Below are 20,320 nucleotides of genomic sequence, written 5' to 3'. Positions count from 1 at the left end.
GGCTCCCGCTCAGTTCGCGTGGTCGGTATGCACGGTCACGACCGCGGACAGGCCGGGGCGCAGCACGTGCTCGAGGCCCGGCTGCGGATCGAGATGCACGCGCACGGGCACGCGCTGGACGATCTTCGTGAAGTTGCCGGTCGCATTCTCGGGCGGCAGCACGCTGAAGGTCGCGCCGGTCGCGGGCGCGACGCTGTCGACGCGGCCGTGCAGGCGCGTGCTCGACGCATCGAGCGACACGTCGACGCGATCGCCCGCGCGCATCTTGCGCAGCTGGTCTTCCTTGAAGTTCGCGTCGATCCACAGCCCGGAAGCCGGCACGACCGTCAGCAGCGGCACGCCGACGTTCGCGAGCATGCCGACGCGGCCCGTGCGGTTTCCGACGTAGCCGTCGACCGGCGCGCGGATCGTCGTGTATTCGACGTTGAGCGCCGCAACGCGCTGCGCGGCCAGCGCGGTGTTCACGCGGGCGCGCGCATCGGCGAGCTGCGCGCCGAGCACGTCGAGCTGCCGCTTCGAGGCGAGCAGCGCGGCGTCGCTGCGTTCGACGGCCGCACCGGCCTTCGAATAATCGGCGTCCGCGCGTTCGACGATCTGGTTCGACACGGCGTCGGATTTCACCAGCTCGCGATAGCGCACGCGGTCGGATGCGGCGCGCGTCAGCTCGGCCGACGATGCGTTCTTGTCCGCCGCGTGCTGGCCGATCACCGCGAATTGCAGTTGCTGCTTCGCTTCGAGTTCGGCCACGGCGGAGCGTGCGCTGTCGACTTCGGCGCTGGCCTGCGCGAGCTTCGCTTCGAAGTCGCGCGCATCGAGCTGCACGAGCACGTCGCCGGCCTTCACGCGCTGGTTGTCGGTCACGAGGATCCGGTCGACGAAGCCGTTGACCTTCGGCGCGAGCACCGTCACGTCGCCGCCGACATACGCATCGTCGGTGCTCTCCTGGAAGCGCAGCACGAACAGCCAGTCGAGCACGGCCGCGGCCACCACGACGACGACGGCGATCACCGCGATGCGCATCCACGGCACGCGGCGTCGCTGCTTCGCGGGCCGGTCGATTGTGGCTGCCTCGCGGGAAGCAGCGGCTTCTTGGGTCGTTTCCATCGATTCACCTATGTATATGCACTTATTGAAACGATCGACGACATCGCATCGATCGGGGAAGGGGCTAGCGTTCCGGGAGGTTGTGCGTGATCCGGAACAACTCGTCTCTCAGGCGGGCCGCCTGCGTGGGCCCGAACCGCCGCTCGAACGCTTCCTGCGCGGCGAGCCAGTGCACGTGCGCGTCGGCGATCTTCGTTTCGCCGTGCGCGGTCAGCGCGAACGTCTGGCGGCGGTGCGGCGGCTCGATCCGTCCCGTCACCAGCGCCGCGCCGACGAGCGGTTTGAGCGCGCGCAGCAGCGCGGTGCGCTCGATCACCAGCACGGACGACAGCGCCGCCATCGTCAGGTGCGGCCGGTCGCGCAGCAGCGCGAGAATGCTGTACTGCGACGGCGTGACGCCCGCCCGCGACAGGTAACGCTCGTAGAACTGCGAGATCCGGCGAGCGGCTTGCCGGACCGCGAAGCAATCGTCATCGGTGAGCGTAGTCTTGTGCATGTGCACATGTTAGGGTGCGGCGCGCCACGAAGCGAGGGGCGGAGCAGGATCAGATTGGTGTCGTGGCTGTACCAATCGGCGTCAGGCCGGCGCGTTCGCGCGCCGGATCAGGCCGCCGCCGGAACGATCCGGCCGACGCGGTCGCAATAGGCGGCCGTGTAGTCGATGAACGCCTTCACCTTCGCGGGCAGCAGCGCGCGGTTCGCGTACGCGAGCTTGATCTCGACGAACGCGTCGACGAGATCGGCGCCCTCCAGCAACTGCACGAGCGCGCCCGACGCGAGTTCGGCTTCGACGAGCGTTCTCGGCACGACGCCGATGCCGAAGTCGTGCATCACCATTTCGCGGTTGAAGACGGGGCTGTTCGACGAGATGTCGAAGCGGTACGGCACGGTCAGCGTATCGCCGTCGACGCGGAACGACAGCGCGGGCCGGCGCAGCGACGGCGACAGCGGCACGAACGGGTGATCGGCCAGGTCGGCCGGCGTCTCGGGGCGCGAATGCGCGCTCAGATACGCGGGCGTCGCGACGATCACGACCGGAATGCGCTCGACCAGCCGCACGACGGTCGTTTCGCTCGTCAGCATGTAAGGCACGACGATGCCGATGTCGTAGCCTTCGCCGACGAGATCGACGGGGCGCTCGGTCAGCGTGACATCGAGGCGCACCTTCGGATGCGCGCGCTTGAAGCCGGCGATCAGCGGTACGAGCCGGTTCAGCGCGGCCGTCGTGTGCGCGACGAGACGCAGCAGGCCCTCGGGCTCGCGCGTCTGCGTCTGCGCTGCCACTTCGAGCGCGTCGAGCTCGTCGAGCACGGCCGCGCAGCGCTCGTAGATGCGCTCGGCGGTTTCGGTCAGCGACACCTGGCGCGTGGTCCGGTGCAGCAGCCGGCTGCCGAAGCGCGCCTCCAGATCCGCGACCGCACGCGACACGACCGGCCGCGCGAGGCCGTGCATGTCGGCGGCGCGCGTGAAGCTGCGCATCTCCACCACCGACCGGAAGATCCGCAGCTTGTCGATGTAGTCCATGTCCGTCTCCTTGACGCGACGGCGGGGCGCCGGATGCTCCCGGCCGGCCACCGGCCTCGTTACGGCGGAGTGTACATTGACTTTATGCATATGCACATATAAATTGCGGAGCATGAACGACATCCCGATTGCCCAAGTGTGCAACTGCCTCGCGCTGCGTCAGGCGGCGCGCTTCGTCACGCAACTGTACGAACGCCATCTGGCCCCGGTCGGCGTCACGCCCGCGCAGTTCTCGATCATGGCGAACCTGACGCATCGGCCCGGCCTGCTGATGAGCGAACTCGCCGAGTCGCTCGTGATGGATCGCACGACGCTGCTGCGCGCGCTGAAGCCGCTGCAGCGCGACGGTTTTGTCGCGACGGCCGCGTCCGAGCACGATGCGCGCGCGCATGCGCTGAGCCTCACGAAGCTCGGCGAGCGCACGTTCGCACAAGCGAAGGTCGCGTGGCAGGCCGCGCAGGAGGAATTCGAGACGCAGTTCGGCCAGGGGCGCGCGAAGGCGTTGCGGGATGAACTGTTCAGTCTTACCGCGAAACGCTAGGTGGGCAGGTGGCTGGCGAGTTGCGGCGAACTGGAGCGTAATTCGAGCCATCGGCCGCTTTGATGGCGTTCGAAGCGCGAAGGCGTGGCATCCAGGATCGAAAATTGGTTTTTAATCTGTCCGGATCGATGGCGATCTGGACAGTTTTTATTTCCAGTTGTAGAGTCCTCTGACAGAATTCACGAGCCGGCCGCTGCCGGGCACGAGTCACGAGGAGCAACCGATGCTGCAGTTGAGCGACCGCGACGACGCGATGTTGCGCGGGGATTTCGGTGACGGCGTCGCGCGCGCGATGCGGATCGTCGCGCGCACGGCGGAAGTGATGTCCGCGCCGCACCTGATCGACATCACGTCCGCGCATATCGACGGCTGTCTTTATCACGGCCAGACCAGCCTCGACTTCGTCGAGTATTTCGTCGACACGGGCGCGAAGGTCGCGGTGCCGACCACCTTGAACGTCGGGTCGCTCGACCTGATCCATCCCGAGCTGTACCACGGCGACCGCACGATCCAGCGCGATGCGCAGCGCCTGATGGACGCGCATCTGCAACTCGGCTGCGAGTCGAGCTTCACGTGCGCGCCGTATCAGTTGAAGAACCGTCCCGCGAAAGGCGAGCAGATCGCGTGGGCCGAATCGAATGCGATCGTGTTCGCGAACTCGGTGCTCGGCGCGCGCACGAGCCGGTACGGCGATTTCCTCGATCTGGCCGCCGCGATCACCGGGCGGGCGCCGTATGCGGGGCTGCATGTCGAAGCAAACCGCGCCGCGCGGATCGTGTTCAACGCGCCGGACTTCAGCGGCCTGCCGTCGCGCGATATCTATTTCGCCGCGCTCGGCTTGGCTGTCGGCAAGATCGCGGGCGCGATCGTGCCGGCGATCGTCGGGCTGCCGGCGGACACCACCGAAGACGAACTCAAGGCGCTCGGCGCGGCCGCCGCATCGAGCGGGGCCGTCGCGCTGTTCCATGCGGTCGGCGTGACGCCCGAGGCGCCGACGCTCGACGCCGCATTGCACGGGCAAGCGGCACAACGCACGGTCGATGTCGTGATGGCCGACCTCGACGAGATTCGCCGCACGCTGAACCATGGCGCGGCCGGCGACGCACTCGTCGCGGTGGCGCTCGGCACGCCGCATTTCTCGCTGGCCGAATTCCGCACGCTCGACGCGTTGCTCGACGCGTTCGACGGCAAGCCGGCCTGCGATTTCTACGTGAACACGAGCCGGTTCATTTTGTGGGAGCTGGGCGAAGCCGGCCTCGCGGACAAGTTCGCCGCGCGCGGCATCCAGATCGTCGTCGACACCTGCACGTACATCACGCCGGTGATGAAACAACTGTCGGGGCTGGTGATGACCAACTCGGGGAAATGGGCGTCGTATGCGCCCGCGAACATCGGCGTCACGGTCGCGTACGGCAGCATGCGCGAATGCGTGCGGTCGGCGTACGAAGGAAAGGTGCGATTCGATGACTGAAGCGACGGGCAAGGGTCTGACTGGCGACACGCTCGTGCTGGGCAGCGCATGCGCGAGCGCGTTCGTGCTCGACAAGCCGCTCAGCTTCTGGGGCGGCTACGATTCGGGCGCGGGCAAGATCGTCGATCGCGGGCATCCGCAGGCCGGCGCGAGTCTCGCCGGCAAGGTGATGGTGATGCCGCATGCGAAAGGTTCGAGTTCGAGCAGCAGCGTGCTCGCGGAAGCCGTGCGCAACGGCACGGGGCCGGTCGGGATCGTGCTGAAGGAGCGCGACCTGATCATCTCGATCGGCGCGATCGTGGCTGCCGAGCTGTATGCGATCGCGGTGCCGGTGGTGTGCGTGACCGACGACGTGTACGACGCGATCGTCGCCGCAACGGGCGAGGTGCGGATCGACGCGGGCGACGGGGACGGCGGCGCGCGGATTTATCTGGGCGACGATGCGCGTTCGGGCGGATCCGGTTTGACCTGAACGAGCGGCGCGCGCTGATGGCGAGTCGGGCGGTGAGCGCGGCGATGCGATCCGGGGCGTGCAGCCTCGTTCGCCCGCGCAGCGGCTGCGCGTGGCGCGGTCAGATGAAGCGCACGTGCCGGGTTTCTTCCTGCGTGAGCGAGAGTGCTTGGGTTGCCGCATTCATTTCGCGTTTGCCGCCCGGCTGAGCCAGTCTTCTGATTTCGGGCCACACGATCACGCCGAACAGGATGCGCAGGAACGCACTGAGCACGCACAAACCGATTGCACTCGCGCTGATCAGCGCAAACACGTCGAACATTGATTCCGTGCTGAGCGTCACCACGGATACGATCCCGCTGACCACGGCCGCGGCGATCACGCAAACGAGCATGACGACGAGGTCGGTCCGGGCGCCGGCGACTTTGGCGGGGCGCAGCAGATAAGCCGAGCCGTCGGTCATGTTGCGGATGCCGTAGACGATCTGGCGATCCTGGCCGTCGGCATAGGCGACATTCAATCGATCGCCGTCGGCGATGAACAGGCGTGTCGTCCGGTTGGTCCTGAATACGAGCGGGGACGCGAGCGAATCGAGCTGGAGCGTGATTTCCTCGATGCTTTGCGTGGTCCAGCCCAGGTTGTTGCTCCAGACCTTCGTCTCGATCGATTGCTGGCCGATTGCCGTTACGCGGCCGGATGTGGTTTGCATGGCGTGGTTCGTCATGGGCTGCTCCGCTCCACGTCGAAACCGGACGGTTCGCATAACCAGCTATCCTGGGCTTCGCGTCGCTGCGGCTGGAAGATCAGGTCGGACAGGCCGCCGATGGCGAGCAGGCTGCCCGTCAGACTGACGATGGCCACGACGGTGGCCAGTGCCGACACGAACGCCCAACCCGAATGAAGTGCCGCGGCAGCGATACCCAGGCTCAGCACGAGCAGGCACGACGCCCAGGCGAGCAGCGACAGGTTCCGCCGCTTTTGCGCGAGCACGTCGTACGGCGCGATGGCAAGGTTGCCGCTTCTGATCCACGCGATCCGGCGACGGCCGCGATGCGCGAAGGTGCAGGCGCGCACCGACATGCCGGGCCTCAGTTTCTCGATCAGCTTGAACGCTTCCGCGTCGACGTCGCTGGCCGTGACGAAATAGCAGACGTTCTGCATCGTCAAACGGTATGGCGGGGTCTTCCTGACATCGGCCTTGAATCGGACGAGGTTGGTATCGACGCGGTCGATCGTGGCCTCGATCAGGGTGGTGCGATTGGACATGGGGCGGAGCGGGCGCCGGTTCGCGCGACGTCGTTTTGATGTGGCGCCCATCATACGCCAACGCTTTCGGCCGACCGTCCGGTATTGCCGGGCGACGGGTTGCCCGGCGCGCGACGCTGAAATCCGCGCGTAGCCGCAGCCGCACCATGCCGCCGACGGCTCGGGGTTATTCGCGCACCGGTGCTCTGGTCGCCGCCGACACGATCACCCCGGCCGCCGCTTCCCGATAAGCACTTGGCGTCTGCCCGGCCCAGCGCCGGAACGCACGCGTGAAGTTCGCCGGGTCGGTGAATTGCAGCCGCTCGGCGATCGTTTTCAGGTCGAGATCCGACGCGGCGAGCAACTGCTTCGCGTCGCGAAACCGCGCTTCGTCGAGCAAGTGCCGATAGCTCGAACCGGCTTCCTCCAGCCGGCGCCGCAGCGTGCGCGTCGACACGAGCAGCGCATCGGCGAGCGTTTCAGGCCCCGGATAGGTGCCGGTTGCTCTCGCCAGCTCCGCGCGCACGCGCTCGACCAGATCGCCTTCCTCCTGGCGCACTTGCGCATACTCGCGCTCGACCTGCACGAGCGCCTGCCGGTGCGCGACTTCGTCGGCGAGCGGCAGCGGCCAGTCGAGCACGTCGCGCGCAATCCACAGCGCGTTCGCCGCGCAACCGAATTCGACCGGCGGCAACGTGTCGTGATAGCGCGCGAAATAGGCGGGCTCCGGCCACGCGAATTGCAGTGCGATCGGCGGCGACATGCGCCCGGACCATTGCGAGATGTTTTGCGCGAGCCCGGTCAGCACGAATTCGAACATCACGTGATGCTGCAGCACCGGGCTGGCCTGCACGCCGTGCAGTTCGAGCGTCGCGCCGCGTTCGTCTTCCGCATAGGTCAGCCGATATTGGCGGTTGCGCATCCGGAAGTAGCGTTGGGTGACGGACAGCGCTTCGCGGATGTCCCGCGCGGTCAGCGTCGCATAGCCGAGAAAGCCGTGCACGGTCGGCTTCAGCAGCAGCCCGAACGCGAGCCCGATGCCCGGATCGCCGCCGATTTCGATCGCATTGAGCACGAGCCGCCCCCATTGCGACGGCGCGACGCGTGCATCGGGTTCGGCCAGCACCGCATCGCGCAGGCCCGTGCCGGCGCGCACCGCGGCCAGGTCGACGCCGCGCGCGGCCAGCGCCTGCAGCAGCAGGCGCGTATAGGCGACCGGAATCGTCGGCCGGCGCAGCCCGAGGCGGTCCTTGGCGAGTGGGGAAGTCATGTCATCTTGGCCGGAAATGACAAGCATTATGGCTGTTTGCCCCCTCACGTTCAAGGCGGCGCGCGCCTACGATGGCAGGCATCGCTTACCGGCAGGATCATCATGACGACAACCTTTCCCCACCTGCTCGCGCCGCTCGATCTCGGCTTCACGACGCTGAAGAACCGTGTGCTGATGGGCTCGATGCACACGGGCCTCGAGGACAGCCGCAAGACGCTGCCGCGGCTCGCCGAATATTTCGCCGAACGCGCACGCGGCGGCGTCGGCCTGATCGTGACGGGCGGCTTCGCGCCGAACGTGGCCGGCTGGACCAAGCCGTTCGGCGGCACGCTGATGACGTCGGCCGCCGCGCGGCGGCATCGCGAGATCACCGACGCCGTGCATGCGGAGGACGGCAAGATCGCGCTGCAGATCCTGCATACGGGCCGCTACGGCTACCACCCGTTCGCGGTTGCGCCGTCGAAGATCAAGTCGCCGATCTCGCCGTTCGCGCCGCACGAACTGAGCGCGGGCGGCGTCGAACGGCAGATTCGCGCGTTCGTCCGCTGCGCGAAGCTTGCGCGCGAAGCCGGCTACGACGGCGTCGAGATCATGGGCTCCGAGGGTTACCTGATCAACCAGTTCATCTCGATGCATACGAACAAGCGCACCGACCAGTGGGGCGGTTCGTACGAGAACCGCATCCGCTTGCCGATCGAGATCATCGAGCGCACGCGCGAAGCGGTCGGCCGCGATTTCATCCTGATCTACCGGCTGTCGATGCTCGACCTGATTCCGGACGGCAGCGACTGGAGCGAAACGGTGCAGCTCGCGAAGGCCGTCGAGCGCGCGGGCGCGACGATCATCAACACGGGGATCGGCTGGCACGAGGCGCGTGTACCGACGATCGCGACATCGGTGCCGCGCGGCGCGTTCGCGTGGGTGACGAAGAAGATGAAGGGCGAGGTCGGCATTCCGCTCGTGACGACCAACCGGATCAACCGGCCCGAGGTGGCCGAGCAGATTCTCGCGGATGGTTGCGCGGACATGGTTTCGATGGCGCGCCCGCTGCTCGCGGATGCCGAGTTCGTCGTCAAGGCCGCGCAGGGCCGCGCCGACGAGATCAACACCTGTATCGGCTGCAACCAGGCGTGCCTCGATCACGCGTTCAAGAACAAGATCGCGTCGTGCCTGCTGAATCCGCGCGCGTGCCACGAGACGGAACTGAAATACACGCCGGCGCAGCAGCCGAAGCGCATCGCGGTGGTCGGCGCGGGGCCGGCCGGGCTCGCATGCTCGACCGTGCTCGCGCAGCGTGGCCATCAGGTCGACCTGTTCGACGGCGCGGCCGAGATCGGCGGCCAGTTCAACATGGCGAAGCAGGTCCCGGGCAAGGAAGAGTTTCATGAAGCGTTGCGCTACTTCGGCCGCCAGGTCGAGCTGACCGGCGTGAACCTGCACCTGAACCGCCGCGTCGATGCGAGCGACCTGATCGCGGGCGGCTACGACGAGATCGTGCTCGCGACCGGCGTGGCGCCGCGCGACCCGAAGATTCCCGGGCAGGACGGGCCGAACGTGCTCAGCTATATCGACGTGCTCGCCGGCAAGCAGCCGGTCGGCCGGCGCGTCGCGGTGGTCGGCGCGGGCGGGATCGGCTTCGATGTCGCCGAGTATCTGGTGCAGGACGGCGAGTCGCCGGCGCTCGATCTGGACGAGTGGAAGGCCGAGTGGGGTGTGACCGACCCGGCTGCGACGCGCGGTGGCGTGACGCGTGCGAAGGCGGCGCCGGCGGCGCGTGAAGTGACGCTGCTGCAGCGCAAGGCCGCGCCGCTCGGCAAGGGGCTCGGCAAGACGACGGGCTGGATTCACCGCGCGACGCTGAAGATGAAGCAGGTGAAGATGATCGGCGGCGTGAACTACGAGCTGATCGATGCGCGCGGGCTGCACGTGTCGTACGGCGAGCAGCGCACCGATCATGAATTGATCGAAGCCGACACGATCGTGCTCTGCACGGGGCAGGAGCCGCAGCGCGCGCTGCTCGCGCCGCTGCAGGCGGCCGGGCGCTCGGTGCACCTGATCGGCGGCGCGGAACTCGCCGCCGAACTCGATGCGAAGCGCGCGATCGATCAGGGCGCGCGGCTCGCGGCGCGGCTGTAACGGGCGGTCGTTCCTGCGTTCGTTACGACGTTCGCCGCATGGCGGTGGTCTGCTTGTGCGACGGTCCGTGGTTTCCCATCCGATGCGCCGATTCGCGCGCGCAGGATGGCGGTGAACGGCAGCACGTACCGCGTCGCCACGCAACGCGGCGGCGCGATCCCGGCAGACCGCGATCGGCCGGCGCGGCTCAGGCCGCTTCGGCCCGTTCTTCCTCTTCCGCTTCGAGCATCGCCTTGACGATCAGGTAGACGGCGGGCAGGTCGTCGTCGTCGCGGCGCCAGTCAACCGGTTCCTCGACGTCCGCGGCGACCAGCCGACTGTCGCGCAGCCGGATGAATGCGTCGACGACGGTCGGATCGTTGCGGTTCAGGAAGCCGGCATTCGAGAAGGCCAGCTCTTCGACGTTCAGCAGCGCCTGCCAGCTCATCGTGCGGACGGCGGCAGGATGGGTGCGGCGCCGCAGGCCGAGCGCCCGCTGCGCGGGGCCGCCGACGACACGCTGCAGATCGACGACCGCCCGCTGCGCGGCGCGCTCGAAGTGGACGGGATTGAAGCCGGGTTGCTCGGGATCGAATGCGGATGACTGGAACATGGTCGCCTCACAAAAGTCCGTCCGTCTGTGGATGACGGAATTCGGGTCAAATGGTGCAAAAGCACTGTAAATATATACAGTGTTCGAGGCAGTTTCAAGTCCCGGATGAAGAATCTTGCCGGCGGACAGCGGCGGACGTCGGGAAGCCGATGGAAGCCGGCACGCGAGCGCTGCCCGCTCGTTGTCGCGTCGAATTCGTCGGCCGCGTCCGGCTTACACCGATGCCGCGATGGTTTCGCGCAGCCACCGATGCGCCGGGTCGCGATGCACGCGTTCGTGCCACAACATCGATATTTCGTAGCCGGGCACGTCGACGGGCGCATCGACGATCCGCAGCGCCGGCGTGCCGCGCACCAGCCGCTCGGGCAGCATTGCCACGAGATCGGTGCTGGCGACGGCCGACATCACGAACAGGAAATGCGGGACCGACAGCACGACACGGCGCGTGGCGCCTGCTTGCGCGAGCGCGTGGTCCGTCACGCCGAAGAAGCCGCCGCCGTCGGGCGACACGATCACGTGCTCGAGCGTGCAGAACTGCGCGAGCGTCGGCCGTCGTTTCAGCTTCGGGTGCCCCGCGCGGCCGACGAGCACGTAGCGTTCGACGAACAGCGGCAGGCGCCGCATGCCTTCCGGTGCACCCTCCGTCGTGTGGAATGCCAGATCGATGTCGCCGCGTTCCGACGCCTGTTCGACCCGAGGCGGCACGAGTTCGACCACGGCGAGCCGCGTGCCGGGCGCGGCCGAACGCAGCTTGCGCAACACCGGCAACACGATCGTCGATTCGGTGTAGTCGGTCGCGGCCACGCGCCACGCGTTCGTCGCGGTAGCGGGGTCGAACGGCGTGGCCGTCAGCACCGCGCGCTCGACGGCATCGAGCGCTTCCCGCAGCGGCTCGCGCAGCGCTACCGCGCGCGCGGTAGGCCGCATCCCGCGCGGCCCCGGCAGCAGCAGCGGATCGCCGAACAGGTCGCGCAGTTTCTGCAACTGCACGCTGACCGACGGCTGCGACATGTTCAGCTTCTCGGCCGCGCGCGTGACGTTGTGCTCGGTGAGCAGCACGTCCAGCGTGACGAGCAGGTTCAGATCGAGTCGCCTGAGATTATTCATGGCTATACCTGGAATATCAGGAATTCATTTCAAATATACCTTTGGCGACGGCATCCTGCAGTCATTCAATCAACGGAGTGACGAACATGAATGTGCTGATCGTTTATGCCCATCCCGAACCGCGTTCGCTGAACGGCGCGCTGCGTGATTTTGCCGTCGAACATCTCGAGGCGGCCGGCCACACCGTGCAGGTGACCGATCTGTATGCGATGAACTGGAAGGCGGCGTTCGATGCGAGCGACGTGACCGATCGCGCGCCCGACGCGCGCTTCGATCCTGCGCTCGACTCGAAGCATGCATTCGAGACGGGCACGCAACGCGACGATATCGCGCGCGAGCAGGACAAGCTGAAGTGGGCCGACGCGGTGATCCTGCAGTTTCCGCTGTGGTGGTTCTCGATGCCGGCGATCATGAAGGGCTGGGTCGAGCGTGTGTATGCGTACGGTTTCGCATACGGCGTCGGCGAGCATTCCGACAAGCACTGGGGCGACCGTTACGGCGAGGGCTCGCTGGCAGGCAAGCGTGCGATGGTGATCGTGACGACCGGCGGCTGGGAGTCGCACTACAGCCCGCGCGGCATCAACGGGCCGATCGACGACGTGCTGTTCCCGATCCAGCACGGGATTCTGTATTACCCGGGTTTCGATGTGCTGCCGCCGTTCGTGATCTACCGGACGGGAAGGATGAACGATGAGCGCTTCGAAGCAACGCGCGCGGCGCTCGGCAAGCGTCTCGACGATCTGTGGACCACGCAGCCGATTCCGTTCCGGCGGCAAAACGCGGGCGATTACGAGATCCCAGGGTTGACGCTGAAGGAGGAGATCGCGTCCGGGACGGTGGGGTTTGCGGCGCATCTGGCGCACGAGTACTGATTGCGCGCGATCATGACCGATCGATGCGTCGCTCGATGCGCAGGCGGCCCGGCGGCTCGAAGTAGGTGCCGAAACGTACGAGCCCGGCGTTCTTCAGGTGGCACGTCATCTCGAAGCTGACCAGGATGCCGGGATCGCGGTTGTCGACGATCCCGACGTCGATCGAGCGAATGCGTGGCTCGTACTTCAGCAGCGTCGCTTCCATCTGCTGCTTGAGCAAGTGTGCGGATGCGGGTAATGCCTTGTAGATGTTCGTGAGATCGGGAAGGCCGTAGTCGGGTAGATGCTTGAGCGAGCCTGCCCGCGTATTGAGAATGCGGCGCACGTTCTGCTGTACGCTCAGGCATTCGAGCGTGCGATCGTCGTAAGCGCCGATCGGTTCTCCGCCGATCTGGCCGAGCAGCATGTCGTAGAGCGAGGGGCCGGCGGTCATCGGTCGTTCCATCGCGTAGTGCCGGTATCGCCGGCTGCCGGCGCGTCGACGAAGTCGATCGTCAACGATCCTTCGGCCGTGGCCGACAACAGTATCTGCCCTGGCGTAATGCCCGATACCATTCGTTCAAGCAGTTCGCGGGACACGACCGGCAGTACGCGCTGGTTCAGGAAAACGTCGACACTGCGTGCGCCGGATTCGCGCGACATGCAGTGCCGCGCGATCGATTCGATCAGATCGTCCGCGCATGTCAGTGTCACCGCGTGTTGCCGATGGAGGCGTTCGGCGATCTTGTCCAGCTTGATCCGCACGATCGATGCGAGCGCAGCAGCGTCGAGCGGCCGATAGACGAGTGTCTGAAAGCGTGCGAGCAGTGCGGGCTGGAAGTGCGAGACCAACTGGGGATGAACGGCTTCATGTAGCGTTGCGTGCGCGATCGCTGGATCCTCGGCCGTCGCATCGTCGATTTGCGCGCTGCCGAGATTGGACGTCATCACGATCACGCAATGGCGGAAATCGATCTCGCGTCCCTCGCCGTCGCGCATCGTGCCGCGGTCGAACACCTGATAGAAAATGTCGAGCACGTCGCGATGCGCTTTCTCCACTTCGTCCAGCAGCACGACGCTGTACGGACGCTGACGCACGGCTTCGGTCAGGACACCGCCGCGTCCGTAACCGACGTAGCCGGGCGGCGAGCCCTTGAGTTGCGATACCGTATGCGCTTCCTGGTACTCGGACAGGTTGATGGTCGTCAGCGCGGCTTCGCCGCCGAACAGCAGGTCGGCGAGTGCCAGCGCGGTTTCGGTCTTGCCGACGCCGGACGGCCCGGTGAGCAGGAACACGCCGAGCGGTGCGTGCTCGTTCTTCAGGCCGGCCTTGGCGGTACGCAGGCTCTCCGCCAGCGCACCGATCGCATCGTCCTGCCTAACCACGCGCGCAGCGAGCGTCGCTTCGAGCGTGAGCAGGCTTCGCAGTTCGTCGTCGACGAGATTGCCGACCGGCACACCGGTCCATTCGGCGACGACGCGCGCGACCGATTGCGCATCAACGTCGGCGGCGATCAGTGGCGACTTGCCCTGAACGGTCGACAGCGCATCGATGGCATTGGAAATGGCCGCCGGATCGGGCGCGGGGCTGGCCGCGCCGCGAAGGGTGCGCAAGACGTCGACGAGTTCGCGTTCTCGCGTGTACTGGCCGCGCAGCGTGTCTGCGGTGTCGCGCACAGCGTCGTGTTCTGTGTCGATCGTGGCGCGCCGCCCGGCGACGTCGCCGATCCCGGCACGGGAATCCGCATCGAGCGCGGCGCGTTCCAGTTCGAGTGCCATCAGCGTCGCGCGTGCCTGCTGCAGCTCGACCGGCGGCACGTCGAGCGCCATGCGCACGCGCGCGGCCGCCGTGTCGATCAGATCGACGGCCTTGTCCGGTAGTTGCCGGGCCGGAATGAAACGGCGCGACAGCCGCACGGCCGCAACGATCGCCTCGTCGCGAATGTGGACGTCGTGATGCTTCGCATAGCGGCTTGCGAGCCCGCGCAGCATCAGGCAGGCCGTGTCGTCGTCAGGTTCGTCGACCTTGATGACCTGGAAGCGCCGTTCGAGCGCGGCATCGCGTTCGAAATATTCCTTGTACTCGGCCCATGTGGTTGCCGCGATCGTGCGTAACTCGCCGCGCGCGAGCGCCGGCTTGAGCAGGTTGGCCGCGTCGGCGCCACCCGCCGCGTTGCCCGCGCCGATCAGCGTATGCGCTTCGTCGATGAACAGCAGGATGGGGGTCGCCGATGTCCGCACCTCGTCGATCACGTTCTTCAGTCGTTGCTCGAATTCGCCCTTTACACCCGCTCCGGCCTGCAGCAGGCCGAGGTCGAGCGTCAGGATGCGCGTGTCGCGGATCGTTTCCGGAACACTGCCTTCGATCACGCGCAACGCGAGCCCTTCGACCAGCGCCGTCTTGCCGACGCCCGGCTCGCCGACCAGGATCGGGTTGTTCTTGCGGCGGCGTGCCAGCACGTCGATCATCTGCCGGATCTCCCGGTCGCGGCCGAAGACGGGGTCGATTTCGCCACGGCGGGCTTTTTCGGTCAGGTCGAGCGCGAAGCGCGCGAGGGCGTTGTCGGCGGTGGCGCGAGACGGTGCCGGTGGCGCGTGACGATCGATCGAGGCTTCCGTCTCTGCATTGCCGGGTTGATCGGCGGTTGGCGACGTTTTCGGCTGCAACGCCATTTCATCGGACGCGTTCTCGGATGAGCGTCGACCGATCCGGGGCAGCACGCGCCGGATCTGCGCGCTCGAAACCGACAACAGCGGCCACGCACGTTGCGTGCGCAGGACGTGTGGCGCGTCGACGATCGCCTGCAGCAGATGGCCCGAACGAATGGTGCCGTCGGAATCGTCCGAAACCGCATGCGTCCACGCATCCTCGATTACCGTAGCGAGCTGCCGTGACAGCGCCGGCATGCCGCGCAACGTGCGCGGCATGCGGTCGATCACGTCGATCAACGCATCCCACACCGCATCGATATCGAGATCGTAGTGGCGCAGGATCGCCGGGATGTCGCCGTCGTCTGTTTCGATCAGTTTCAGCACCCAGTGCTCGACCGCGATTTCGTCCGCGAGCCGGGTCTGGCACAGGCTCGCGGCGGCTTCGAGCGCGCGCGTGCAATGGGGATTGAGGCGGCGAATGAGATGGGAGGCGTCCCGGAGAGGCGGCGTCATGTCGATAGCGGATCAGGAGGGGAGGAGGGCGTGCATTCGTCGATGCTTATGCGAACCTGCGGAACCGGTTGCGAGCGAGCGGGCGGGCAGCCGATGCGTCGGAATCCGGCGCGAGCACGCACCGGATTCCGCCAGTCGATCAGCGCATCAGGAACGTTCGTTCCACGTGTCCTTGTGGATAATGTTGCCGTCCTTGTACGACCACGTGATCGTCTCGTAGCGCAGTTCGACGTCTTCGAGATGGTTGTGTTTCTCGTAGTCGGGATTCTTGATGTCGAGCATCTTCGGCTTCACGGCGACGATCTTCACGTTGTCGAGCTTCGTGTTGAAGTACTCCTTTTCCTTGCCCGCGTCGTCGATCTTGTACCACTTGATCTCGACCGACTTGAGCGTCTGACCGCTCGTCACGGCCTTGTACAGGTACGGCGTCGACGCGTCAGTCTCCTTCGTCAGCGTGATCGGCTTGTGCACGCGCGTGCCGGTGAGCTTGCCCGTATTGCCGTCGGTCGGGATGTGCACGCCGTGATCGAACGCGACCAGTTCGACGCTGCCTTCGCGATCCTGGACGGTCACCGAACCCTTGATGTCCGCACCGCCGTCGTCCTTGAGCCACATGTAGGCCGGAATTGCCATTTGTTCACTCCTTCTTCTTCGTACTGCGAATCGCCGGAACCGGATTCCGGCACTGACAAACCCGGGACGGATGTCCCGGGAACCCAAACGCGTATTACCTCGTGGTGCCGATCGACACGGCCGGCGCCGGCATGTCGGGCACCAGCGTGATTTCGACTCGACGATTCTTCGCCCGTCCTTCGGGCGTGGCGTTGTCCGCGACCGGCCGCGTATCGCCGTAGCCCTGAATCGCGAATTGCGTCGTCGGCATGCCCGATGCATCGACGAGCCAGTCGCGCACGGCGGTCGCGCGGTCGATCGACAGCTTCAGGTTGCGGTCGGGGCGGCCCTGGTCGTCTGCATAGCCGGCGACGAGCACGCGCTTGCCGGGATGGGCCTTGATCAGTTCGAGTGCATCGACCATCGCGCGCATGGTGCCCGGCTTCAGCCGGGCCTTGCCGCTGTCGAACAGCGACATGCTGTCCAGCGTGACGACGACGGGCGGCGGTGCGGGCGGTTCGTAGGAGGCGATCACGTCGTCGAGCATCGGCAGCAGTCGAGCGCCGCGATACGTGCCGAACGACAGTCGGAGCGGAACGCCGACGCGGGCATACCGGTCGAGCTGGTCGCGGTCCGACGAAAGGGATTTGAGCGCTTTGCGCTTCGCGGCGTCTTGCGTAGCGGGGAGGCGGTGGTAGCGCTCGATGTGTTCGCCGATTCGGGTCATCAGCGTTTCGTTGTTTTTCGCGGCGCTGTAGATGGCGGCGGTGGCCGCGCAAGCAACGATCGCGACGACATGCGCGACTGCGGTGACGCGCGGTGATCGCCGCGACCGGCGCGGCATCGCGTCGATCAGCGGCTGCGGCAGCGGCCACGGCGCAGGCGATGCAGGTAGCGCGGCCGGTGCGATACCGGTGCGCGCTCGGACTTCGCGTTCCCATGGCTTGCCGGGGCCCGTCGCCGGGCCATGGTCGATCCAGCCGGCGCCGAACAACGGCCAGGGCGACGCGGGCTGGCGTCGGTCCGTCAGCGTGTCGAACACGGTACGGCGAGTCCATCCGATCATTGATCCGATCCCGGCGGCGCGTGCCGCGACTGCGTGGCTTGCGTCGGCATGGAGGGCATCGGATTCGGCCGCGTCGATCGCGGTGTCGAAACGGTGCATGTCCGCGATCGGTGAGCCTGCCGATACGCCATACCACTGGGCCGCCGGCCCCGCTGAAGCGACTGTATCGGAGAGTCGCTGATAGATCGCGACGTAGCCCGGCAGCGACGCGCCAAGCATGCGCGACGTGTCTGCAACTGCCTGCCGGATGACGCGTAGCGTTTGCGACAGCAGGTCGTCGTTCGCATGAAGTCCCGGCGCGACCGACAACACGACGCAATCGGGCGCATGACCGTCCCGCCACTGGCGGACGGCGACGGCAAGGCGGGGAAGATCCTGGGGGCGATCGGCCCGCAACCAGATTGCACCGTCGCCGACGTGGACGAAACGCGACCGGGTTGCGTCGCGATCGAACAACGCGGGCAGGCCGTCCCCGGTGACGAGGGCGAGCGGCATCCTGATGCGCAACGCGACGGGCAGGTCGGCGGTCGCCGCGCCGAGTTGCGCGATCACGTGCACGTTTTGTTCGCGGGCATGCGTCATTCTGCGCGAATGCAACCAGACGATCAGCGCCGAAAGCGCAACGACGATCGTAATCAATCCCCACATGACACCGCGGTCGATGGGCAAAACCCATCCGATGACGGCAAGCGCCAGTGCGGCCGATATCATCACGACCGTGCGCAGCGGGTAGCCGAGGCCCGACAGGGCCGCGCGCGCGGCATCGGAGTCGGCACGGGTTGCCGCCGACGGGAGAGCGGTATCGGACGTCACGGCCGCTTCGCTTTCTGGACGAGTTGTGCCAGTTCCGCGTCGAGGATGCGATCCCACGCGCCCCACACGAGTATCGCGATCACGCATGCCGTTCCCGCGATCGCCCACGGCGACAGGCGTCTGAGCCGGTTGATCAGCCGCGTGTTCGAGCGGTCGGTGACGAACCCCGGCCGCGGGGCCGGTCGCAACTGATCGATCCGAGCGACCAGCGCAGCGATCACGGCCTGACGTTTCGCTTCGCCGTCGTGAGCTTCAGCCGACAGGCTCGAACGGGCGGCGTAGCGGCCACGAAATCCGAGGCCGAGCACGGCCGCATAGCATTCGAGCAGGTCGACGTTCGGCGCGGGTTCGCGCATCCGGTGCTCGAGGCGCTCGTAGATGCGCGTTCCCGCGTCGTGAGTGCCGAATCGGTCGACCTGCAGCGGTCGGGACTCCCAGTTCCCCTTGTCCGACGCGGGGAGGTATCGCAATGCCGCTTCATCGATCAGCCCGCACTGGGCGAGGACGGCGTCGTCCCGGATGTCGGCGGCGATCCCTTGCGCATCGAGTGCCGTCGCGAACTGCGCGATGAGCCTGACGCACTGCTGACGCAGGTTCTCCTGGCTGTCGACCTGCCCACCGTTCGACAGGTGAGTGACGAGCAGCGCGGTATCGCGTAGTTGCGCACGCATCGAAGGCCGGGGCGAGCGGTCGGATGATGGCTCCCGCGCCAGCAGCGCGGATTCGTGACGAGTGGAGACGATGGCATTCATCAGCGCAGCACCGCATAGAGTTCGATCGACGCGTCCGGAATCGACGCGGGCAGGTAGATCTGGCAAGCGCGTGCGGCGAGCATCCGCGCATGCGCGGCGTCATGCGCATCGAGCGCGAAGTAGTGGTTGTCCAGCCGGACCGGAATGGCGCCGGGCACGCGCTGCACGGCCTTGAGCGGAATGCCGGCCACCGCGGAATTGACGATGTGCTCGACGTCGTCCGGCGCACCGATCTTGCACAGACGCGAAAACTGTTCGACGAGCTCGAATGCCGGCAGGGCGGCGTTGACGGACAGGTACCAGTCCGCCGCGCCTTCGACGATGCGCTCATCACGGAACTGGCCGACCCAGGTTGTCGGCGTCGTGTGCGAAAGCCCGATCGACACGACGCGCGACGGGATGATCGCGTCGAGCAGATCGCGGATCAGCGATTCGAGCGTCGCGAAGACGTCATGTGCACCGGCATGATCGTAGGGCGGGATGTCGGTCAGCGACACGCGCGTCGAGAACGTGGTCAACGATCCTGCCAACTGGGCGAGTACCTGGTACAGGCGATCAGTGGGCTGCCCCGGATGCGACGCGAGGAAGCGCAGTTGCGGCCACGCTTGATGAATGCAGTGCAGGAGCCAGAAGAGCTGGACGTCGGCGACGCCGTATTCGGCTACCTGCTCGATCCGTTCACTGCGGCGCGCGCCGAGGAGCGCGCTTTTGGCGGCGAGGATATCGGCAAGCCGCCGGATGCGCTCGATATGCAGTGGATGACCCGACAGCGACAGACAGGGCGGCACATATCCGCGATCGATCTGGAACTGACCGCTCGTCGTGCGTGTCAGGCGGGCGATTGCGCATGCCGTATCGTCCGCGTGCGATTCGTATCCGTACAGCAACCGGACCGCATGGCGCTCGGCGGCGATTTCGGTTTCCGCCGTTCCGTTCAGGTCCGTCACCTTGACGAATTCGCGGTACGTGCGACGCGGGCGGGCCAGCGCCGTTTCGTCGAACCGGCAGTTGCTGCCGTTCGCATCGGGCAGCGCGAGTGCGGCGAGCACATCGACGGTCTGGGCATCGGCAGGAATTTCGCCGACGAGGTCGCGAGCGGGTGGCAGTGCATCGGCGACGGTCGTGTCGACCGGCGTTCCGTCCGGGAAGCGTAGCTGCAGCCGCGTGAGCTTCAGGCGGCCGGAGGCCAGCGCTTCTTCGTCGACGTCGACGTTCAGCGTTCCCCAAGGCGATACGGCGATCGCCGACGCCAACTGTTGCAGCGCGAACCCGTTCCAGCGGTCCTGCTGCTGGAAATGCTGCTGCGTAAGAATCAGCCCTTCATGCCAGAGCGGCTTTTCGATCCGCATGGTGTGGTCTATATCGATTAGGAATTATGAGGCGCCGATTCTAACCATCGTTTTCCGATTTCGTATACCCCGGAATTGGGTGAATCGTTGACGAATGTGTCATTTATATCGAGATAAGAAAGGGGTTGATTTTGAGATTTAGTGATCGGGTGGACTTCCCGGTGGATGGATTTGTGGTGCGTCGATTTATTGGGATTTGTCCGATCTTGCAGATCGGTTTTTATTCATAAAAATCAGTTGTTTGGGTGGTGTGATGCGTTATTTGGGATTG

Annotated in this window: 19 protein-coding genes; 5 read left to right on the top strand and 14 right to left on the bottom strand. The window is 66.3% G+C overall.

Annotation, left to right across the window (positions count from 1 at the left end; translation table 11 throughout):
* Positions 1 to 9 precede the first annotated feature (9 nt).
* From JYG32_RS24345 to JYG32_RS24335, 3 genes are all read right to left on the bottom strand, one after another.
* Complete coding sequence (locus JYG32_RS24345; RefSeq protein ID WP_213267251.1) at positions 10 to 1,104, bottom strand: HlyD family secretion protein; 1,095 nt, start codon at positions 1,102 to 1,104, stop codon at positions 10 to 12.
* 64 nt (positions 1,105 to 1,168) lie between these two features.
* Positions 1,169 to 1,600 carry a MarR family winged helix-turn-helix transcriptional regulator gene (locus JYG32_RS24340; RefSeq protein WP_174378894.1) on the bottom strand — a complete coding sequence of 144 codons (432 nt, stop codon included), beginning with the start codon at positions 1,598 to 1,600 and terminating at the stop codon, positions 1,169 to 1,171.
* A 107-nt stretch (positions 1,601 to 1,707) separates the two neighbouring features.
* Positions 1,708 to 2,628, bottom strand: coding sequence for a LysR family transcriptional regulator (locus JYG32_RS24335; protein WP_213267250.1), 921 nt, complete (start codon positions 2,626 to 2,628; stop codon positions 1,708 to 1,710).
* Between the two features lie 112 nt (positions 2,629 to 2,740).
* Between JYG32_RS24335 and JYG32_RS24330 the strand changes: the two genes are divergently transcribed.
* The 3 genes from JYG32_RS24330 (at position 2,741) to JYG32_RS24320 (ending at position 5,112) form a co-directional block, all read left to right on the top strand.
* The gene (locus JYG32_RS24330) at positions 2,741 to 3,169 is read left to right on the top strand and encodes a MarR family winged helix-turn-helix transcriptional regulator (RefSeq protein ID WP_174378896.1); all 429 of its coding nucleotides are present in this window, start codon (positions 2,741 to 2,743) and stop codon (positions 3,167 to 3,169) included.
* 223 nt (positions 3,170 to 3,392) lie between these two features.
* Positions 3,393 to 4,640, top strand: a complete 1,248-nt coding sequence (locus JYG32_RS24325; protein ID WP_213267249.1) for an aconitase X — start codon at positions 3,393 to 3,395, stop codon at positions 4,638 to 4,640.
* Positions 4,633 to 5,112, top strand: a complete 480-nt coding sequence (locus JYG32_RS24320) for an aconitase X swivel domain-containing protein (RefSeq protein WP_213267248.1) — start codon at positions 4,633 to 4,635, stop codon at positions 5,110 to 5,112. The genes JYG32_RS24325 and JYG32_RS24320 overlap by 8 nt, the downstream gene beginning before the upstream one ends.
* 100 nt (positions 5,113 to 5,212) lie before the next feature.
* Here JYG32_RS24320 and JYG32_RS24315 read toward each other — a convergent pair whose 3' ends face one another.
* The 3 genes from JYG32_RS24315 to JYG32_RS24305 all read right to left on the bottom strand — a co-directional run bounded on the left by JYG32_RS24315 (position 5,213) and on the right by JYG32_RS24305 (position 7,633).
* Positions 5,213 to 5,854 (bottom strand): hypothetical protein, encoded by a 642-nt coding sequence (locus tag JYG32_RS24315; RefSeq protein ID WP_249744864.1) that lies wholly within the window; start codon positions 5,852 to 5,854, stop codon positions 5,213 to 5,215.
* Positions 5,812 to 6,357: a hypothetical protein gene (locus tag JYG32_RS24310; RefSeq protein WP_249744863.1), complete on the bottom strand. Its 546-nt coding sequence runs from the start codon at positions 6,355 to 6,357 to the stop codon at positions 5,812 to 5,814. The genes JYG32_RS24315 and JYG32_RS24310 overlap by 43 nt, the downstream gene beginning before the upstream one ends.
* A gap of 166 nt (positions 6,358 to 6,523) precedes the next feature.
* The gene (locus JYG32_RS24305) at positions 6,524 to 7,633 is read right to left on the bottom strand and encodes an AraC family transcriptional regulator (protein WP_213267246.1); all 1,110 of its coding nucleotides are present in this window, start codon (positions 7,631 to 7,633) and stop codon (positions 6,524 to 6,526) included.
* A 75-nt stretch (positions 7,634 to 7,708) separates the two neighbouring features.
* Here JYG32_RS24305 and JYG32_RS24300 point away from each other — a divergent pair, with 75 nt between their 5' ends.
* Positions 7,709 to 9,742, top strand: coding sequence for an NADPH-dependent 2,4-dienoyl-CoA reductase (locus tag JYG32_RS24300; RefSeq protein WP_213267245.1), 2,034 nt, complete (start codon positions 7,709 to 7,711; stop codon positions 9,740 to 9,742).
* 187 nt (positions 9,743 to 9,929) lie between these two features.
* On the opposite strand, the gene JYG32_RS24295 is transcribed toward JYG32_RS24300, so the two are convergent.
* Together JYG32_RS24295 and JYG32_RS24290 are read right to left on the bottom strand one after the other, a co-directional pair.
* Complete coding sequence (locus JYG32_RS24295; protein WP_124446315.1) at positions 9,930 to 10,334, bottom strand: DUF2471 family protein; 405 nt, start codon at positions 10,332 to 10,334, stop codon at positions 9,930 to 9,932.
* Positions 10,335 to 10,547: 213 nt separating this feature from the next.
* A complete protein-coding gene (locus JYG32_RS24290) occupies positions 10,548 to 11,441 on the bottom strand; it encodes a LysR family transcriptional regulator (RefSeq protein ID WP_213267244.1) in 894 nt (297 codons plus the stop codon).
* A gap of 86 nt (positions 11,442 to 11,527) precedes the next feature.
* Between JYG32_RS24290 and JYG32_RS24285 the strand changes: the two genes are divergently transcribed.
* Entirely contained in the window at positions 11,528 to 12,313 is a 786-nt protein-coding gene (locus tag JYG32_RS24285) for an NAD(P)H-dependent oxidoreductase (RefSeq protein ID WP_213267243.1), read from the top strand.
* A 10-nt stretch (positions 12,314 to 12,323) separates the two neighbouring features.
* On the opposite strand, the gene tssE is transcribed toward JYG32_RS24285, so the two are convergent.
* The 6 genes from tssE to tssK all read right to left on the bottom strand — a co-directional run bounded on the left by tssE (position 12,324) and on the right by tssK (position 20,049).
* Positions 12,324 to 12,746, bottom strand: a complete 423-nt coding sequence (gene tssE, locus JYG32_RS24280) for a type VI secretion system baseplate subunit TssE (protein WP_213267242.1) — start codon at positions 12,744 to 12,746, stop codon at positions 12,324 to 12,326.
* Positions 12,743 to 15,457 carry a type VI secretion system ATPase TssH gene (tssH, locus tag JYG32_RS24275; RefSeq protein WP_213267241.1) on the bottom strand — a complete coding sequence of 905 codons (2,715 nt, stop codon included), beginning with the start codon at positions 15,455 to 15,457 and terminating at the stop codon, positions 12,743 to 12,745. Before tssH ends, tssE begins: the two co-directional genes overlap by 4 nt.
* A gap of 147 nt (positions 15,458 to 15,604) precedes the next feature.
* Positions 15,605 to 16,090 carry an Hcp family type VI secretion system effector gene (locus JYG32_RS24270; RefSeq protein WP_006479553.1) on the bottom strand — a complete coding sequence of 162 codons (486 nt, stop codon included), beginning with the start codon at positions 16,088 to 16,090 and terminating at the stop codon, positions 15,605 to 15,607.
* 94 nt (positions 16,091 to 16,184) lie between these two features.
* Complete coding sequence (locus JYG32_RS24265; RefSeq protein ID WP_249744862.1) at positions 16,185 to 17,948, bottom strand: OmpA family protein; 1,764 nt, start codon at positions 17,946 to 17,948, stop codon at positions 16,185 to 16,187.
* Positions 17,945 to 18,700 carry a DotU family type IV/VI secretion system protein gene (locus tag JYG32_RS24260; RefSeq protein WP_213267239.1) on the bottom strand — a complete coding sequence of 252 codons (756 nt, stop codon included), beginning with the start codon at positions 18,698 to 18,700 and terminating at the stop codon, positions 17,945 to 17,947. The genes JYG32_RS24265 and JYG32_RS24260 overlap by 4 nt, the downstream gene beginning before the upstream one ends.
* Positions 18,700 to 20,049, bottom strand: coding sequence for a type VI secretion system baseplate subunit TssK (gene tssK / locus JYG32_RS24255; protein ID WP_213267238.1), 1,350 nt, complete (start codon positions 20,047 to 20,049; stop codon positions 18,700 to 18,702). The genes JYG32_RS24260 and tssK overlap by 1 nt, the downstream gene beginning before the upstream one ends.
* Positions 20,050 to 20,320: the final 271 nt, after the last annotated feature.

The organism is Burkholderia pyrrocinia, from assembly GCF_018417535.1.
GTDB classification, from domain to species: Bacteria; Pseudomonadota; Gammaproteobacteria; order Burkholderiales; family Burkholderiaceae; genus Burkholderia; species Burkholderia pyrrocinia_E.
The sequence above is the reverse complement of the archived record's forward strand: the minus strand, read 5'-3'. Positions and strand labels throughout refer to the sequence as shown.

Coding starts and splice junctions, on each gene's coding strand:
- JYG32_RS24345 (WP_213267251.1), bottom strand. CDS start 1,104: ATGGAAACGACCCAAGAAGCCGCTGCTTCCCGCGAGGCAGCCACAATC.
- JYG32_RS24340 (WP_174378894.1), bottom strand. CDS start 1,600: ATGCACAAGACTACGCTCACCGATGACGATTGCTTCGCGGTCCGGCAA.
- JYG32_RS24335 (WP_213267250.1), bottom strand. CDS start 2,628: ATGGACTACATCGACAAGCTGCGGATCTTCCGGTCGGTGGTGGAGATG.
- JYG32_RS24330 (WP_174378896.1), top strand. CDS start 2,741: ATGAACGACATCCCGATTGCCCAAGTGTGCAACTGCCTCGCGCTGCGT.
- JYG32_RS24325 (WP_213267249.1), top strand. CDS start 3,393: ATGCTGCAGTTGAGCGACCGCGACGACGCGATGTTGCGCGGGGATTTC.
- JYG32_RS24320 (WP_213267248.1), top strand. CDS start 4,633: ATGACTGAAGCGACGGGCAAGGGTCTGACTGGCGACACGCTCGTGCTG.
- JYG32_RS24315 (WP_249744864.1), bottom strand. CDS start 5,854: ATGCGAACCGTCCGGTTTCGACGTGGAGCGGAGCAGCCCATGACGAAC.
- JYG32_RS24310 (WP_249744863.1), bottom strand. CDS start 6,357: ATGTCCAATCGCACCACCCTGATCGAGGCCACGATCGACCGCGTCGAT.
- JYG32_RS24305 (WP_213267246.1), bottom strand. CDS start 7,633: ATGCTTGTCATTTCCGGCCAAGATGACATGACTTCCCCACTCGCCAAG.
- JYG32_RS24300 (WP_213267245.1), top strand. CDS start 7,709: ATGACGACAACCTTTCCCCACCTGCTCGCGCCGCTCGATCTCGGCTTC.
- JYG32_RS24295 (WP_124446315.1), bottom strand. CDS start 10,334: ATGTTCCAGTCATCCGCATTCGATCCCGAGCAACCCGGCTTCAATCCC.
- JYG32_RS24290 (WP_213267244.1), bottom strand. CDS start 11,441: ATGAATAATCTCAGGCGACTCGATCTGAACCTGCTCGTCACGCTGGAC.
- JYG32_RS24285 (WP_213267243.1), top strand. CDS start 11,528: ATGAATGTGCTGATCGTTTATGCCCATCCCGAACCGCGTTCGCTGAAC.
- tssE (WP_213267242.1), bottom strand. CDS start 12,746: ATGACCGCCGGCCCCTCGCTCTACGACATGCTGCTCGGCCAGATCGGC.
- tssH (WP_213267241.1), bottom strand. CDS start 15,457: ATGACGCCGCCTCTCCGGGACGCCTCCCATCTCATTCGCCGCCTCAAT.
- JYG32_RS24270 (WP_006479553.1), bottom strand. CDS start 16,090: ATGGCAATTCCGGCCTACATGTGGCTCAAGGACGACGGCGGTGCGGAC.
- JYG32_RS24260 (WP_213267239.1), bottom strand. CDS start 18,700: ATGAATGCCATCGTCTCCACTCGTCACGAATCCGCGCTGCTGGCGCGG.
- tssK (WP_213267238.1), bottom strand. CDS start 20,049: ATGCGGATCGAAAAGCCGCTCTGGCATGAAGGGCTGATTCTTACGCAG.